The organism is Salegentibacter salegens (assembly GCF_900142975.1).
In the GTDB taxonomy this organism is placed as follows: domain Bacteria; phylum Bacteroidota; class Bacteroidia; order Flavobacteriales; family Flavobacteriaceae; genus Salegentibacter; species Salegentibacter salegens.
Genome location: NZ_LT670848.1, coordinates 2834010 through 2851395, shown reverse-complemented (window position 1 = coordinate 2851395; position 17386 = coordinate 2834010). Strand labels below are relative to the sequence as shown.

The 17386-nt window shown below is 36.9% G+C and carries 10 protein-coding genes and 1 riboswitch; of the genes, 8 read left to right on the top strand and 2 right to left on the bottom strand.

Annotated features, from left to right (window positions below; genetic code table 11):
- Positions 1-3 precede the first annotated feature (3 nt).
- Entirely contained in the window at positions 4-2313 is a 2310-nt protein-coding gene (gene metE / locus B5488_RS12725) for a 5-methyltetrahydropteroyltriglutamate--homocysteine S-methyltransferase (RefSeq protein ID WP_079735601.1), read from the bottom strand.
- 175 nt (positions 2314-2488) lie between these two features.
- Positions 2489-2674, bottom strand: a riboswitch (cobalamin riboswitch).
- Between the two features lie 408 nt (positions 2675-3082).
- Between metE and B5488_RS12715 the strand changes: the two genes are divergently transcribed.
- Positions 3083-5509 (top strand): substrate-binding domain-containing protein, encoded by a 2427-nt coding sequence (locus tag B5488_RS12715; protein ID WP_079735599.1) that lies wholly within the window; start codon positions 3083-3085, stop codon positions 5507-5509.
- On the opposite strand, the gene B5488_RS12710 is transcribed toward B5488_RS12715, so the two are convergent.
- The gene (locus B5488_RS12710) at positions 5454-6692 is read right to left on the bottom strand and encodes an IS256 family transposase (protein ID WP_079733433.1); all 1239 of its coding nucleotides are present in this window, start codon (positions 6690-6692) and stop codon (positions 5454-5456) included. The two genes, B5488_RS12715 and B5488_RS12710, sit on opposite strands and share 56 nt — an antisense overlap.
- Before the next feature lie 104 nt (positions 6693-6796).
- Here B5488_RS12710 and B5488_RS12705 point away from each other — a divergent pair, with 104 nt between their 5' ends.
- The 7 genes from B5488_RS12705 to B5488_RS12675 all read left to right on the top strand — a co-directional run bounded on the left by B5488_RS12705 (position 6797) and on the right by B5488_RS12675 (position 17186).
- Entirely contained in the window at positions 6797-7189 is a 393-nt protein-coding gene (locus B5488_RS12705) for a helix-turn-helix domain-containing protein (protein WP_231919736.1), read from the top strand.
- Positions 7190-7431: 242 nt separating this feature from the next.
- Positions 7432-8772, top strand: coding sequence for a sugar porter family MFS transporter (locus tag B5488_RS12700; protein ID WP_079735597.1), 1341 nt, complete (start codon positions 7432-7434; stop codon positions 8770-8772).
- A gap of 11 nt (positions 8773-8783) precedes the next feature.
- Complete coding sequence (locus B5488_RS12695) at positions 8784-10376, top strand: glycoside hydrolase family 32 protein (RefSeq protein WP_079735596.1); 1593 nt, start codon at positions 8784-8786, stop codon at positions 10374-10376.
- Position 10377: 1 nt separating this feature from the next.
- Entirely contained in the window at positions 10378-13530 is a 3153-nt protein-coding gene (locus B5488_RS12690; protein ID WP_079735595.1) for a SusC/RagA family TonB-linked outer membrane protein, read from the top strand.
- 10 nt (positions 13531-13540) lie between these two features.
- Positions 13541-15253, top strand: a complete 1713-nt coding sequence (locus B5488_RS12685; protein ID WP_079735594.1) for a RagB/SusD family nutrient uptake outer membrane protein — start codon at positions 13541-13543, stop codon at positions 15251-15253.
- Between the two features lie 160 nt (positions 15254-15413).
- Positions 15414-16133 (top strand): GH32 C-terminal domain-containing protein, encoded by a 720-nt coding sequence (locus B5488_RS12680; protein WP_079735593.1) that lies wholly within the window; start codon positions 15414-15416, stop codon positions 16131-16133.
- 159 nt (positions 16134-16292) lie between these two features.
- Positions 16293-17186, top strand: a complete 894-nt coding sequence (locus B5488_RS12675; RefSeq protein WP_079735592.1) for a carbohydrate kinase family protein — start codon at positions 16293-16295, stop codon at positions 17184-17186.
- Positions 17187-17386: the final 200 nt, after the last annotated feature.

The following is a 17386-nucleotide window of genomic DNA, read 5'->3' as shown; positions in this document are numbered from 1 at the left end:
CTTTTATTTAATTTCCCCTACAGAAGTTCTTGCCATTTTTGCGGCTTCAACCATCGCCTTCAGGGCCTCTTCAGTTTCTTCCCACTTCCTGGTTTTTAAGCCGCAATCTGGATTCACCCAAAGCTGGTCGGCAGGAATTACTTTCTGAGCTTTTTCAAGTAATATAAGCATTTCTTCCGTTGAAGGAACTCTGGGAGAGTGTATATCATAAACACCCGGACCAATTTCATTGGGGTAGTTAAAATTAGAGAAAGCTTCTAGCAATTCCATTTGTGAACGGGAGCATTCAATCGTAATCACATCTGCATCCATAAAAGCTATGCTTTCCATGATATCATTAAATTCCGAATAACACATATGGGTATGTATTTGAGTGGAATCTTTTACCCCGCTAGATGCTATTTTAAAACAATCTATAGCCCAATTTAAATAATTCTTCCAGTCTGATTTACGTAAGGGAAGCCCTTCTCTAATTGCCGGTTCATCTATTTGAATTATTTGTATCCCGGCTTGTTCCAAATCCAGTACTTCCTTTCGAATTGCTAAAGCTATTTGTCTGCAGGTTATGGATCGCGGCTGGTCGTCTCTTACAAAGGACCATTGTAGAATAGTTACAGGCCCTGTTAGCATTCCTTTTACCCATTTACTGGTTAGCGATTGCGCATATTTAGACCAATAAACTGTCATTGCTTTTGGCCTGGAAACATCACCATATACTATAGGAGGTTTAACACATCGGCTACCATAACTTTGCACCCACGCCCTTTTTGTAAACAGAAAACCATCTAACTGCTCTCCAAAATACTCTACCATATCGTTTCGTTCATATTCCCCGTGAACAAGAACGTCCAAACCTATTTTTTCCTGCCACTCAATGGCCTTTTCGGTTTCTTTCTTTAATAAACCATCATATTGTTCTGGTGATAATTTTCCCTTTTTAAATTGCGCCCTCCAACTTCTCACCTCTTTAGTTTGCGGGAATGAACCAATGGTAGTGGTAGAAAACCGAGGTAGACCCAGTACTTTTTGCTGCTGAATTTTTCTTGAACTAAAAGGATTATCCCGCTGGGTATCTTTTATTGAAATCTGATCAACACCGTCTTTAACATTTTTGTTATGAATTAGACTAGAAGTTTTCCTACTCTTAACAGCTTCCAGGTTCTCTTTAAATTCATTTAGGAGATGTTCTTCAGTTCTTCCCGTTGCTAAGGCTTGCAGTGTTTTTAATTCTTTCACTTTTTGCCTGGCAAACGCCATCCAGTTTTTAATTTCTGGATTTATTTCCGTCTCCACCTCAAGATCGTATGGGACATGCAATAATGAGCAGGAAGGGGCAATAAGCAATCTATCCGAACCTAATTTATCCTGTGCTTTTTGAATAAGCCTTAGTGAATTTTCAAAATCATTTTTCCAAATATTTCGGCCATCTAATATTCCAAGAGATAAATTTAGGCCGTTGGGGATATCATCAAGAACCTGGTCTAATTGTGATGGGCATCGCACCAAATCAATATGTAATACATCTACCGGAAGCTTAAGACTCAAGCCAAGATTGTCCTTAAGACCTTCAAAATACGTCGCAATTATAAACTTAAGATCAGGGAATTTTTTTCTAATCTCACCATATACAAAAGTGAAAGCTTCCCTGGTTTTCTCATTTAAATCTAAAGCTAAAAAAGGCTCATCAAATTGAATCCATTCTGCTCCTTCCTTCTGTAGATGGGATAAAAGATCCAGGTAAACGGGTAATAGTTTATCTACCAGGTCTATTTTATCGAACCCCTCCTCTTTCTCTTTTCCTAATAAAAGATAAGTAACCAATCCAATAACCACCGGTTTAGGATTAACCCCAGCACCTTTTGCTTCCACAAATTCACCAAGAATTTTATTGGAGTTAAGCTTGAAATTTTGGTTTTTGGAAAATTCAGGAACTATATAGTGATAATTCGTATCAAACCACTTGGTCATTTCCATAGCAGTAATATCTAAACCCTCTTTTTGATAGCCTCTCGCCATCGCAAAGTATAAATCCAGATTGGTTAAACCACTTTTACCTTCAATTTCCCTATAGCGTTCAGGAATGGCTCCTACGCTAAGGGTCATATCCAGTACCTGATCATAATAAGAAAAATCATTGCAGGGAACCAGGTCAATTCCTTCCTCTTTTTGAAGGTTCCAGTTTTCCCAGCGGCTTTTCTTTCCAGCTTGAAGGAGATCTTGAAGTTCGTTTTTGCCCGACCAATATTGCTCGCAGGCTTTTTTGAGTTCTCTGTTGCTACCAATTCGCGGATAGCCAAGAATGTGCGTTTGCATTTCTAACTTTTAATAATTAAACAATTAGTTTTAAAAGTCTTTAAAAATGCTTCGTAATGCCGAGCGATAAGAAAAAAGGAATAGAAAGACATACCGAAAAGGATATAACTGTCATGTAAAATGAAAATTATTCTTATGGTACATCTCTAAGACCTAAGCTTCAGACCGCGAAAGCATTGTCCAATCAGAATAGGCAGGTCTCCTGACTTGTAACAGCTGCTGTCATCCTTCCCGCATTATGCAGTGGATATTGTTAGGACAGCACCTTTAAATTGTTACTTACAGTTGCGCGACAGTTCGTGATTTTCACACGATTCCCTATTAATCTACCTTAAGTAAAACCTTTTCTGTTTGATGAAGTATGTAAAGAACTTATGAAGGATAAACTTATGGATTATTTATTTAATTTCTAAGTATTCATTAAGCTTATATGCTATTGCCATAGTTCTAGCTTTGGAATAAATTGATTATGAGCATTGAACCTATGAATAATAAGAAAAATATTATTCTATTTTAGGCTGAAGTCTGCCCTAGTAACTTTGAAAAAACCTTTCCTCCCGGATCTCCTACTTACCGAAAAGATAAGCCTCAATGGCTCCTTAAAAGCATTAAACTCCTGCCCAGGAGTATTAACCTCATAGAGTTTTTCCATTCTATTTCTCTGGTTAAACTCAATTGACTCGTAAAACATATTTAAAAATAAACAATTATATTCAACATTAAAATCAATACCTTTCACTTATATTTTGAACAGAGTATTTTTTATTATATGCTTGATTTAAACCAGTTAAGGAAAATTTTTATTGCTGTATTGCTAATTCTTTCTTCTTGTGATACTTCAGAAAAACAGGAACAAACTTATAAAATTGGTTTTGCGCAGGCAATGACTACTGATAATTGGCGGGAAGAAATGAACAGAGCCATGAAGGTAGAGGCTTCAATGCATCCAGATTTCAACCTTCAAATTAAAGATGCCCAAAATGATGTTGCTAAACAGATTAAACAAATAGAAGATTTTATTTCTAAAGAAGTAGATGTTCTAATTGTTTCCCCCATTCAATCAGTTCCTATTACCCCGGTTATAGAAAAAGCAATGAAAGCTGGAATTCCTACCATAGTAATAGATCGTAAAATTGAAGGAAGTAATTATACCGCTTATGTTGGGGCAAATAATATTGAAATTGGTAAAAATGCCGCAAATTATATCGTTTCCAATTCAAAACCAAACCAAGAGGTGGAGCTGATAGAGATCACTGGCTTACAAACTTCTTCCCCAGCATTTGAACGAAGCCAGGGTTTTCATGAAGTATTGGCTTATCATGAAAATACAAAAATTGTAGCTACAATTGCCGGAGATTGGGAAAAAACTTCCGTAGGAGATAATTTAAAATCTATTTTGGATTCGGTGGGCAGTACAGATTATATTTTTGCTCATAACGATCGCATGGCAATGGGAGCCTGGGAAATAGCCCGAAGTAAAAACCTAGAAGATAGTATCCAAATTATTGGAGTAGACGGGCTTTTTGGTCCCAATGGTGGTATTCAACTTGTAAAGGAAGATATTCTCACAGCCACTGTGCTTTACCCTACTGGTGGTGCTGAGGCCATTAAGCTAGCAGTTCAATTATTGGAAGGGGACCAAATTGATAAAAACAACATCCTGAATACGGTAGTTATCGATGAGATGAATGTAGATATCATGCAAAACCAGTTCAATAAAATGAACCAGCAGCAAAATGATATTGAGCAACAACAATCGGTAATTAGGGAACAGATAACCACTTATAACTCCCAAACTAACCTTTTGAAAATAATGGTTGGTTTAATTCTTTTACTCTTGTTGCTTGGTTTTTGGGCAGTTTATCTGGTATTTAAATTAAAGAAACGAAAACGTATATTAGAGCTTAATAATGAGAAAATAATTACGCAACGTAATCAAATAGAAAAATTTGCAGAGCAACTAAAAATTTCCAATGAGGTGAAGATTAATTTCTTTACCGCTCTTTCACATGAATTTAAGACTCCACTAACCCTAATTACCAGTGCTATAGAAAGCATAGCGCAAAACCATCATAAACAACTTAAGGATTTTTCCTATGAAACTAACCTCATCAGCAAAAATTCAGGTCGATTATTGCGGCTTATTAATGAGCTTTTAGATTTTAGAAAACTCGAAAGCGGCAGCTTTAGGCTAAAGCCTTTAAAAACCAATCTATATGAATTTATAAAAAATATTTACCAAGATTTTGAAACCGAAGCGATAAGAAAATCTATTGATCTTGATCTGGCGGCCAATAATAAAGAGATCATAGTTTATATTGACAGGGATATGATGGACAAGGTGTTTTTTAATATGCTTTCCAATGCTTTTAAATTCACCCCAAAAAATGGACAGATTAGTATTAAGATCGAAAAGACAGGCAATAACAAAGTTGAGGTGCGCTTTAAAGATTCTGGAATAGGAATTCCAAAAGAAGATTTTCAAAAAATATTTGATCCTTTTAGACAGGCCGGTAATAATACCAAACCCAGCTCCGGACTCGGACTTTATATTACCCGACAGTTTATAGAATTACATAAAGGCAGTATTTCAGTTTCATCGCATCAAGGAGCGGAATTCAGAATTGAATTGCTGCAGGGTAAAAATCATCTTTCAGAATATTTATTTTCAGAAGATACTTCAGAAATTGAGAACGAAAAATCAGAAATGGCTTTACAGCCTAAATTTATTCCTGAAGAGCTTCCTCAGTCTTTAATTGAAAATGCTGAAACTATTTTGATTATTGAGGATAATGAAGATCTATCTTATCTTTTGAAGAAAAGATTGCTGGGAGATTACCAGGTAAAACTTTCAGATGGAACGGATGCTATTTCAAAAGCATTAGAAATAATTCCGGATATAATAATTTGTGATATTAACCTCCCTGAGAAAAGTGGTTTTGAGATTTGTAAAGAACTTAAAAGTGATCTACGTACTTCTCACATTCCAACATTAATCCTCACTGCATTAAGCGATGAGGAATCTCGTATAAAAGCTTTAAAAGCTGGAGCTGACTCTTACATATCTAAACCTTTTAGGGGAGTGTTAGCTCAACTCTGTCTGCTTCTTCTCCCGGGGGTACCCCCGGGAGAAGAAAATTTTAGTTTTTCGTTTCATTGGTGGCTAAGTCCAACTCTAGCCGACCTTCAAATTTAATAGCTAATTGTTGAACTACCAAACCCCAGTTCTGCAGTGGGGCGTTCCATTTCTTTTCAATTCTTCTGGTAGCTAGGTAAACCAGCTTCAATAGTGCCATATCATTGGTAAAAGCGCCTTTGGTCTTGGTTACTTTTCTTACCTGCCGGTGAAAAGCCTCTACGGCATTTGTGGTGTATATGAGTTTTCTAATGGGTGCGGTATATTCAAAATAAGCACTCAATCGGTCCCAGTTATCATTCCAGGAACGGATCACTATGGGATATCTTTTGCCCCATTTTTCTTCCAGATCCAGTAAAGCCGATTCAGCCTGGTCTTTGGTGTCAGCCTTGTACACCAGTTTAAGGTCTTTCATAAAATCTTTTTGATCCTTACTGGCCACATACTTCATACTATTGCGGATCTGGTGGACAATACATAGCTGAATATCAGTCTTGGGATAAACAGAATGAATGGCTTCACTAAAGCCCGTAAGATTATCCGTACAGGCAATCAGAATATCTTTTAAGCCACGGTTGTTTAATTGGGTCAGCACCTGAAGCCAAAAATTGGCCCCTTCACTTTCCGAGATATACATACCCAGCACTTCCTTTCTTCCAGCTTTATTTATTCCTAAAATATTATACAAGGCCTTGTGCTTTACTTTGCCTTCTTCGCGTACCTTGAAGTGCATCGCGTCGAGCCATAGGATGCAATATACCGGCTCCAAGGGGCGATCCTGCCATTCCTTAACCTTGGGAATCACCCGGTCCGTAATATCACTTAGAACGTGTGTGGATATCTTGGAATCATACATTTCCTCTATATGAGCTGAGATATCCCGCAGGCTATTGCCCATCCCGTACATGCCTATAATCTGCTTTTCTAAATTATCGGCCAGGATACGCTGGCGTTTCGCTACGATCTCCGGCTCAAAGGTACTGTTACGATCCTGGGGCGTGTTAATGGTGACGTCCCCTTGGCTGCTCTTTAGGGTCTTTTTGCCTTTGCCATTACGCTTATTACCTGCTTTTGAGCCTTTTTCTTCATCGGAAAGGTGCGAAGACATTTCTGCTTCCAGGGCCTCTTCCATAAACTCCCTAAGCATTGGAGCAAAAGCGCCGTTTTTGCCGGTTAGGGATTCTCCTGATAAAAATTGTTTTAATGCTTTTTCCTTTAATTCCTTAATCTCTTCTTGTGTCATAATCTAGTCTAAAAATTTTAATTTAATTTTCAAAGTCTAGACAGACTTGAGATTACACCCTCCCTTTTAGCTTCGATATCTTAAAGGAATCTTTACGTACTGCATTGTTTAACAGAGAGAAACTCCGCTATTATTATACTAATAAAATAGATCAGGTAAAAGACAATAACTTTGAAGATTCAGAACAAACATTTCTAAAAAATCTTAATCAGATAATTGAAAAGAATTTAAAGCATACCAGTTTTAACGTAGAAGACCTTGCACAACAAATGGGGATTTCCCGGGTGCAGCTTTATCGAAAAGTAAAAGCTATTATAGGAATTAGCATTAGTGATTATATAAATGCACAGAGATTAAGTAAAGCTAAAAACCTTCTTCAGGAAACGAATTTAAACATCTCCGAGATTGCCTATGAAGTTGGTTACGCTTCTCCCGGCTATTTTTCCACCTCTTTCAAGAACAAGTTTGGTACTACTCCAAAACAGTTCCGAAGCTAACCAAAATAACCTACATCGATTTCGAGTGTGGTTCATGTTTAGGTATCAAAATTAAACTTCCTGTATCAAATTTTGAACTATAACGGTTTCGTTGTTTTTCGATTATCTCTTTAAAACCCTGTATTCTAAGTACTTTACAATATATTTCATTTTAATTAACAATTTTATAATCATTTTAAGGATTCCTAAAATACCGACAGCAATTTTAAACATAGTTTAGTTTCACACTTAGAAATTATGATATGAGTAAAATTTTTGCCTGGTCAATTTGTGCTGCCTTAGCAGGTTTTCTTTTCGGATTTGACACCGTGGTTATTTCTGGAGCTGACAAACAGCTACAGGAATTATGGGGAACATCTGATGCTTTTCACGGATCTATTGTGATGGCAATGGCTTTATGGGGAACTGTAGTAGGTGCTATTTTTGGAGGAATTCCCACCAATAAATTTGGTAGAAAAAATACACTATTAATAATAGGCGTACTCTATCTTCTTTCGGCTCTCGGTTCAGCCTTCGCTAATGATCCCATTACATTTGCAATTTTCCGATTCCTGGGTGGATTAGGGGTGGGTGCTTCTACAATTGCTGCTCCTACTTATGTTTCAGAAATTGCTCCACCTAAAGATAGAGGTAGATTGGTTTCGCTCTATCAATTTAATATTGTACTGGGAATTTTAATTGCTTACCTATCTAATTATTTGCTTCGGGATACCGGCGCACAACCTTGGCGTTGGATGGTTGGAGTTGAAGCTATTCCGGCATTCATTTACATACTATTTGTAATATTTATTCCAAGAAGTCCACGTTGGCTTATTTCTAAATCCAGGAACGAAGAAGCGGCGAAAATACTCCAGGATATTAATCCCGCAGCCGATCTGGAAAAACGAATGACTGAAATTAAAAAACAGTCTGAAAACCAAATTACCGGCGAGAATATCTTTATGAAAAAATATCGATTTCCATTAATTCTGGCATTTTTAGTAGCATTTTTTAACCAGCTTTCTGGTATTAATGCCTTTCTCTATTACGCGCCGAGAATCTTTGAATCGGCAGGCTTAGAGGCTAATACAGCCTTATTAAGTAGTATTGGAATAGGCGTGGTAAATTTACTTTTCACCCTTCTTGGTGTTTTTCTAATAGATAAGGTAGGAAGAAAAAAACTAATGTTTGTTGGTTCCATAGGTTATATAATCTCCTTATCCCTAGTAGCTGCTGCATTTTTCCTTAATTGGGGTGGACTTTGGGTTCCAATTTTCCTATTCCTGTTTATTGCAGCGCACGCCATAGGACAAGGTGCAGTAATATGGGTTTTTATTTCTGAAATATTCCCGAACCACTTAAGAGCGTCTGGGCAGGCATTTGGATCCTCTACGCACTGGGTACTGGCAGCAATAGTTCCTTCTTTAGTACCGGTACTTTTTACCACAATTGGTCCCGGTTATGTATTTGCCTTTTTTGCCTTTATGATGGTCCTACAACTATTCTTCGTGATTTTTATGATGCCCGAAACTAAAGGTAAAACCCTCGAAGAACTGGGCGAAGAATTGTCACCGAGTAATAACAAACAAGCTTTTCAACAATAAAATAATCTATTATGAAAAATAAATTTATATTTCTTTCTTCATGTCTTCTTAGCACAATGCTGCTATTTTCCTGTAAGGATAACAATAAAGAGGCTTCAGAGAAAACAGCTGATATTGCAGTTCAGAGCGATACCGATTTTAGGCCCGCTTTTCATTTTACACCAAATGAAAACTGGATGAACGACCCGAATGGGATGTTTTATCACAATGGGACTTACCATTTATTCTTTCAGTATTATCCCGAAGGAAATACCTGGGGACCTATGCATTGGGGACACGCAATCAGTACAGATATGATTGATTGGGAAGAGCAGCCAATAGCTCTGGAACCTGATGAGCAAGGTTATATTTTCTCTGGAAGCGCTGTAGTAGATATTGAAAATACTTCGGGTTTTGGAGATGGAGAAACCGCGCCAGTAATTGCGATGTTTACCTATCACGATCCCAAAGGTGAAGAAGATGGCCGTGAAGATTACCAAACCCAGGCCATTGCATATAGTCTGGATGAAGGAAAGACTTTTACTAAATATGAAGGGAATCCTGTAATTCAAAACCCTGGAATTCGTGATTTTCGTGATCCAAAAATAACCCGTGATGAAGTACATGATCAATGGGTTATGGTACTGTCTGCCGATGATCAAACTATGTTTTATATTTCTCAAAATCTAAAAGATTGGAACTTAGCCTCTGAATTTGGTCGTGGGATAGGAGCCCACGGCGGAGTTTGGGAATGTCCCGACTTTATACAAATGAAGGTGCAAGGATCTGACGAGAAAAAATGGGTGTTGATACAAAGCTTAAACCCGGGAGGTTATAATGGTGGTTCCGGGACTCAATATTTTGTAGGTGATTTTGATGGTAAGACATTCACTTTAGACGAATCTATGCAGGATTTAGGTGAAGATCACCATTACTGGTTGGATTTCGGAAAAGATAATTATGCCGGGGTTACCTGGGCTAATATTCCTGAGGAAGATGGGCGACATTTATTTATGGGCTGGATGTCTAACTGGCAATATGCCAATGAAGTTCCCACAGAAACCTGGCGAAGTGCAATGACAATAGCCCGGGAATTAAAGTTAACTAAATCAGGAGAGACTTATCGAATGATTTCCACCCCTGTGGCTGAACTACAAAAATATACAGGAAAAGAGTTTACTAAAAATACGACTAACATTAATGGAGAAACTCGAATTGCAAACTCAGAAGACATAGATATTTCCCAAGCTGTTATTTCATTTGAAATAGAAAATTTAAAAGAGCAGGAATATCATTTCAGCCTTTCTAGCGAGGGAGATGACGTTTTAAAATTTGGTTACGATCATAATTCAGAAGAATTCTATATAGATCGCAGCCAAGCTGGACTTACAGGTTTCAATGAGAATTTTGGTGATAAAATTTCAAAAGCACCCCGGCTTTCAAAAGCTTCAAATCTAAAAGTAAAGGCTGTGGTAGATAATATGTCTATAGAGCTATTCTTTGATAACGGGAAAACGGTAATGACTGAAATTTTCTTTCCAAAACAGTCTATTGAAAGGTTTAGTGCCGAAGGCAATGATTTCAATTTAAAGAATCTAAATATTAAACAAGTAAAACTCAATTAATATGAAATTTAAACTATTATTTTATTTTCTATTCTGTTTTCCTTTGATTTCCTGGACTCAGGAAATAGAAGTATCTGGCACGGTCACAGATGGCAACATGCCTTTACCAGGAGTTAATATTATTGTTAAAGGTACATCCAATGGAACAGTTACTGATTTCGATGGGAATTACATTCTTTCCAATGTCCCCACAGATGCAGTATTAACTTTTAGTTTTCTTGGTTTTACTCAACAGGAATTAAATGTTGATGGACAATCAGAAATCAATGTAATATTAGAAGAGGATGCTGCAGCTCTAAGTGAAGTTGTGGTAACAGGCTATTCTAGTCAAAGAGCTGTAGATCTAACTGGAGCAGTGAGTGTAATAGAAATGGAACCAATCAGAGAAGCAAGTATGAGTTCTGGTAGTCCAATTCAGGCAATGCAGGGAAGAGTACCAGGTCTTTTTGTCGAAAAATCAGGTAACCCTACGGGCTCAAGCAACAGGATATTAATAAGAGGAGTTAATACTCTGGGGAATAATGAGCCACTTTACGTTATAGATGGAGTACCAACAGTGAGACAGGAAGTATTTTCAAGTATAAACCCTAGTACGATTAGATCGGTTCAAGTTTTAAAAGATGCCTCTGCTTCCTCTATTTATGGTTCAAGGGCTTCAAACGGAGTAATTATAGTTACCACCACCGATTCAATGCGTGGAGAAGAGCTTAGTATTTCTTTAAATAGTAATTTTTCAGTCCTTTCAGAAAAGCAACAAAGATATGATATGCTTAGTTCTCAAGAAAGAGGGCGCGTCTTATGGGAAGCTTCCGTTAACGATGGTTCAGATCCTAATGCTGGCTATGGTGAAATTTATGATTTCGACTGGAATGAAAATTTTAATAATCCGGAATTAAATAATATTACGATACAACCTTTTGTAGGTGGAAATACCGATGTACCCGCAGGCAATACTGACTGGCAGGATAATCTTTATGAAACAGGTTATGTGGTGAATAATGATCTGACTGTCTCGGGAGGTTCTGATAAAGCTTTTGCACTTATCAATCTTGGATATTTAGAAAACTCAGGAATTTTAAAATATACTGGATACGAAAGGTATTCTGCAAAACTAAATTCCAACGTGAAATTATTTAATGATAAAGTGAAATTAGGAGTAAATTCTCAATTCTATACTTCAAAAGAAACATTAGCCTCTACAGATTTAGGGGGAGGACCAACACCAAGTTTAGGTGTTAATTTAGCGCCAACTATTCCTGTTTTCACAGCTTCGGGAGATTATGCCGGGCCACTGGGTTCTGGATATTCTGACAGAAATAATCCTTTATATATGCAATATATAAATAGATGGGATAATACTGATAGAACTACAATTTTTGGAAATGTCTATGCAGAAATTGATCTTCTTGAGAATTTGACTTTTAGAACTAGTCTAGGAATAGACCATTCTCAAACAGGGATTAGAGATGTAGAGCCACGGGTTTCCAATGGATTTATAACGAGGAATATTAATAGGTTAACTGAAGTGAACGAAAGCTTCACCAGTTTAATTTTTTCTAACACCCTGAATTATCAACTTGATCTTGATAAACATAAATTTGAATTTCTATTGGGGACTGAAAGTATCGATAATAATTTAGAAACAGTTTCTGCTTCAGCACAAGATTTCGCAGTTGAAACCGATTCATATTTTGTTCTCTCCTCAGCAACAGGTCAAAGAAGGAGTTCAGGTACAGTTTCTGGCGATGCCCTATTTTCTCAATTTGGAAAAATTAACTATGGTTTTTCTGACAAGTATCTTGCATCTTTTACTTTAAGAAGAGATGGTTCCTCAAAATTCGGAGCTAACAATAGATATGCTTTATTTCCTGCATTTACATTAGGATGGAGAATAAATAATGAAGCATTTTTAAGAGAAAATGAAAAGATTTCCAATTTAAAGCTGAGAGCTGGATATGGTGTTGTGGGGAATCAATTTATTGGTGATTTCGCCCGTTTTGGTCTTTATGAGGCTCGATATGGCCCTAACCAACATAGATATGCTCCTGCGTTATTTAGTGAATGGCATAATATAGGTACTGCTTATGACCTGGAAGGCAACAGTAGCGGGAATTTACCAGCTGGTTTTGTTTCTGTTCAAGCAGGCAACCCCGATTTAAAATGGGAAGAAACAAAAGAAATAAACGTAGGACTTGATTTTGGCTTCTTTAATAACAAGTTAGCCGGAACATTTGATTTTTTTAGCAGAGAAACTGAAGGAATATTAATTCAGCCCCCAATTGCATCTGCTGTGGGAGAGGGACGCTTAAAGTGGATTAATGGAGCAACTACAAGAACCAATGGATGGGAATTGTCTTTGGCATATTCAAATAGTTCAGAAAATGATTTTACATACTCAGTATCTACCAACTTTGGAGCTTTTAAAGATGAAATTACTAGTCTTCCAGAAGAAGCCCGGACTTCTTATCCTGGTACGGCTCAGAACTCAATAATTGGTCAGTCTCAATTTTCAATTTTTGGTTATCGTACAGACGGTCTATTCCAAAGTCAGGAAGAAGCTGATGCCCATCCAACTGGTGGGGCCCAAATTGGGAATTCAAGACCAGGAGGAATTAAAATAGTGGATATAAATGGAGACGGTGTAATAAATTCTGATGATAGAGACTGGTTGGGAACAACTCTCCCTAGTTTAGAATATGGGGTGAGAATTGATTTAGGATATAAAAATTTCGATTTCTCCGTATTTGGATCGGGAGTAGCTGGAAGAATAGGAGTAGATCCTTATATTTTCTACAATAATTTCGTTCCTGGTCGTGAAAATGCTGGACCTGGTACATTAAATGCCTGGACACCGACTAATACTAATACCGAAATACCTTCTTTAAGTTTAGTAAATAATTTCACAGAAACCTCTGATTATATCTTTAGAGACAATTCATATTTCAAGATTAGAAATCTCCAATTAGGTTATTCACTACCTAGTGAATTGATTGAAAATTGGGCGGGGATGTCCAATTTAAGGGTTTATGCTCAAGGTGAAAACCTATTGTGGTTTACTCCTTCTGGTTATATAGGCTCTGATCCTGAACGTACTAATATTGATTTGATTCCTAACCCAACCGTTTATTCAATAGGTTTAAATCTAAATTTTTAAAATATAAATTATGAAACTATATAAAATCACATTCTCAATTTTTTTAATTTTCGCAATAAGTTCGTGTAGCGAGGATTTTCTGGAAGTTGAACCAACTGGAGTTGTATCTTCAGAAAATGTTACTACTGCCGAAAATGCAGAAGGACTTGTAGTCGCGGCCTATGCTGCTATAGGTAATGATAATATTGCTGGTCCAATAACTAATATGTGGGTATATGGAAGTGTTAGGTCTGACGATGCTTATAAAGGAGGCGGAGGTCGTGGAGACGTTGGAGCTTTTGATAGATACGAAAATTACACATTAACCATTCCGGATGCGGGAGAAGAGGGTACGCCTACGACTTGGAGTCTTTACTATAAAGCTATTTCAAGAGCAAATGTAGCTCTAAGAACAATAAATGAAATCCCAGAGGAAGAATATTCTGAAAAGCAACAAAGAATAGCTGAACTTAGATTTCTTAGAGGGCATTCACATTTTATGCTAAAATTATTGTTTAAAAATATACCCTTTATATCTGAAGATTTGAGCGATGAGGAGATTTTGGAAACTCCTAATACCATTCCTAATAATGAATTGTGGGATATTATAGCTGATGACTTTCTTTTTGCTTTTAATAATTTACCGCAAACACCAGATCAAGCCGGGCGGGCAAATAGAAATGCAGCTGCAGCTTATTTGGCTAAATTAAGATTATACCAGGCTTATGAGCAAGATGATCAGCATCAGGTTATAAATATAAACGAGGAGAAACTTCAGGAAGTAATAAATTATGCTAATGAAGTAACCGGTAGTTTGGAACCCGATTTTGCTAATAATTTTTTACCAGGTTATGAAAATGGTTCGGAGTCTATTTGGGCAGTTCAGTTTTCACTTGACGATGGAACTGATATTGGAAGAGGAAGTTACGCTACAGGTTTAAATTCTCCAACGGGGAATGCTCTGTATGGATGTTGTGGGTTTCATCAAGCTAGTCAAAATATGGTAAATGCTTTTAAAACCGATAATAGTGGTTTACCATTATTCGATACGTTTAATGATTCTGATATGACAAGTGTGGAAAACTATGGAAGTATAGATCCTAGGTTTGATCACACAGTAGGGTTTCCCGGAAGACCATTTAAGTATAGAAATACTGTAGATGAAAGCGGTGATATGATATATCAAACAAGTTGGGCAAGAGATCCAGGTGTATATGGAGTATATAGTAATATGAAAGAACAGCAAGCTCCAGATTGTTCTTGTTGGAAAAAAGAAGGACCGTTTATTGCAACTTCGGTAAACTACAGATTTATAAGGTATGCAGATGTACTATTATTTAAGGCAGAGGCTCTTATCCAATTAGATAGGTTAGACGAAGCATTACCTTTAATTAACGAAGTTAGAGAAAGAGCGGCAGCTAGTACAACCCGACCTTTACAGGCAGGAGCGCTTAACATCTACAATATCGATACCTACGAATCCTTCCCATCCAAGGAGATAGCTTTAAAAGCATTGAAATTTGAAAGAAGAGTTGAATTCGGAATGGAAGGATGGCGTTTCTTCGATCTAGTGAGATGGGGAGAAGCTGAAGAAGTTCTTAATGCATATTTGGAAGAGGAAAAAGATGAACGAGATTACCTTTCAACAGCTCATTTTACTGCAGGAAGAGATGAATATTTTCCAATTCCGCAACGTGAAATAGATTTTACTGGAGGACTTTATGAACAAAATCCAGGTTATTAGTATTAGATAAAGGAAGAATTTACATAGAGTTAGCTTAATTCTTGAGAGATATTAGGCTCAAGAACGAAAAAGGCAGGTTAATTTTTCGGGCTTTATAAACACACTATCCGTGGCGATAAAAAAGCCCGTTAAATTAATAGAATTATAAAATTTATACCAGATGAAAAATTATAATATACTTTATAAACTGCTATTCTTTATCTCCATTTTATGCCTCACTTTTAATAGCGGTGAGGCTCAAACTGGCCAGGAGCCTGCAGGAGACTTATCCTCTCTGCATTATGATGGACAACATATAGGAAGAACTACAATTCCTGCAAATGAAGAGCTGGTTTTGGAAAATATTCAGGGGAATGCTATGGAAATTTCTGCAGAAATTGATCCAAAGGACTCCAATTTAATTGAACTTGATGTGCTTAGGTCTCCAAACAGGGAGGAATATACCCGAATAATTATCTATAAAGAGAAAGGGTTTTCAGACGGCTTGAACTATGCATCCAAACCTGGAACTGCCAGAATGCCTGAAGATTTACTCCCGTTGGTTACAGGAGAGGAGAATGAAGGAAAAGGCCGTGGCACCAGGGAAAGTTTAATCTCTATCGAATCCTCCTATTCTTCTATTCTGCCCGATGTAAAAGTACGTGCTCCCGAAACCGCACCATTTCTCCTAGAACCCGGAGAGAATGTGAAGTTAAGAGTTTTTATCGATAAAAGTGTAGTTGAAGTTTTTGTGAATGGAAAACAGGTAGTGGCTATGCGGGTGTATCCTGGTAGAGATGATAGTTTAGGAGTTTCTCTCAGCTCTAGAGGGAAAGAGGCAGAATTGATTTCCTTAGATGCATGGCAGATGAAGAACATATATAATACAAATGAGGAGTAAATAATTATTGCTAATAGAAGTTAATGTAAGTATTTCTCTACCCTTGTTTTAAAGAGTAAAAAATGACTTACAGCCTAGAAGATAGGAATATTCATAATTCTATATCTGTTTGGGAATATTTAGCGAATAAAATTTTAGAACAATAATAAATAGTTTTGTATGTCTAAAAGTTTAAAAGCAGTATGCTATGGAGAAGTTCTATGGGATATCTTTCCTGATGAGAAAAAAATTGGCGGTGCTCCGTTGAATGTTGCTTCCCGGCTTTCCAGCCTAGGAATTTCCACCGGAATGATTAGCAGTATTGGGAATGACCAAAAAGGAAAAAAAATTAAAACCTACCTTCAGAAAAGGAGTATTTCAACAGAAAACATTACTGTACAAAATGAATATCCCACTGGTGTAGTAAATGTAAGCCTCTCTGTCGGTGGTTCGGCTACTTACGAAATTGCTCATCCAGCAGCCTGGGATAAAATTGAAATCGCCGGCACCATGGGATCCGTCGTTTTAGAAAGCGATGCTTTCATTTTTGGCAGCCTGGTTTGCCGTGATAATATATCTCGAAACAGTCTCTTTAAGTTACTGGAAATTGCCCCGTATAAGGTTTTCGACATCAATTTACGATCACCACATTATGAAAAAGACTTACTAATAAAACTCATGCAAAAGGCAGATTTCATCAAATTTAATGATGACGAACTTTTTGAAATTGCTGAAATGATGGGGTCTAAACACAATTCGCTGGAGCAAAACCTGCATTTTGTATCTGAACAAACCAATACCAGAACTATTTGTGTAACCAAAGGTCGACATGGTGCTGTTTTACTAAAAGACGAAAAACGCTATTATAACAGCGGATTTAAAACTAAAGTAAAAGATACAGTAGGTGCAGGTGATTCTTTCCTGGCTAGTTTAATTGCTGGGTTACTTAAAAATGAAGACCCCCAGAGCAGTCTTGATTTTGCCTGTGCAGTAGGAGCTCTTGTAGCTGGTGAAGATGGTGCTAATCCTATAATTAAAAAATCTTATATCCAGGAATTTATGTTTCCTGGATAAAAGAAAATTTTTACAACATGTCTTGTTTATATTGTTCTACTGCACTTGGCACTTATTACTTTTGTACAAATTGTAACCAAAGTTTATAATTTCAAAAAGTTTTACCAAAAGGTGTGGGATGGATGAAACTAACCTCTCCTATTTCAAAAGTCATTACTTTCTAATATTTCATGTTCATCAACAAGACTTGATTAATTTTA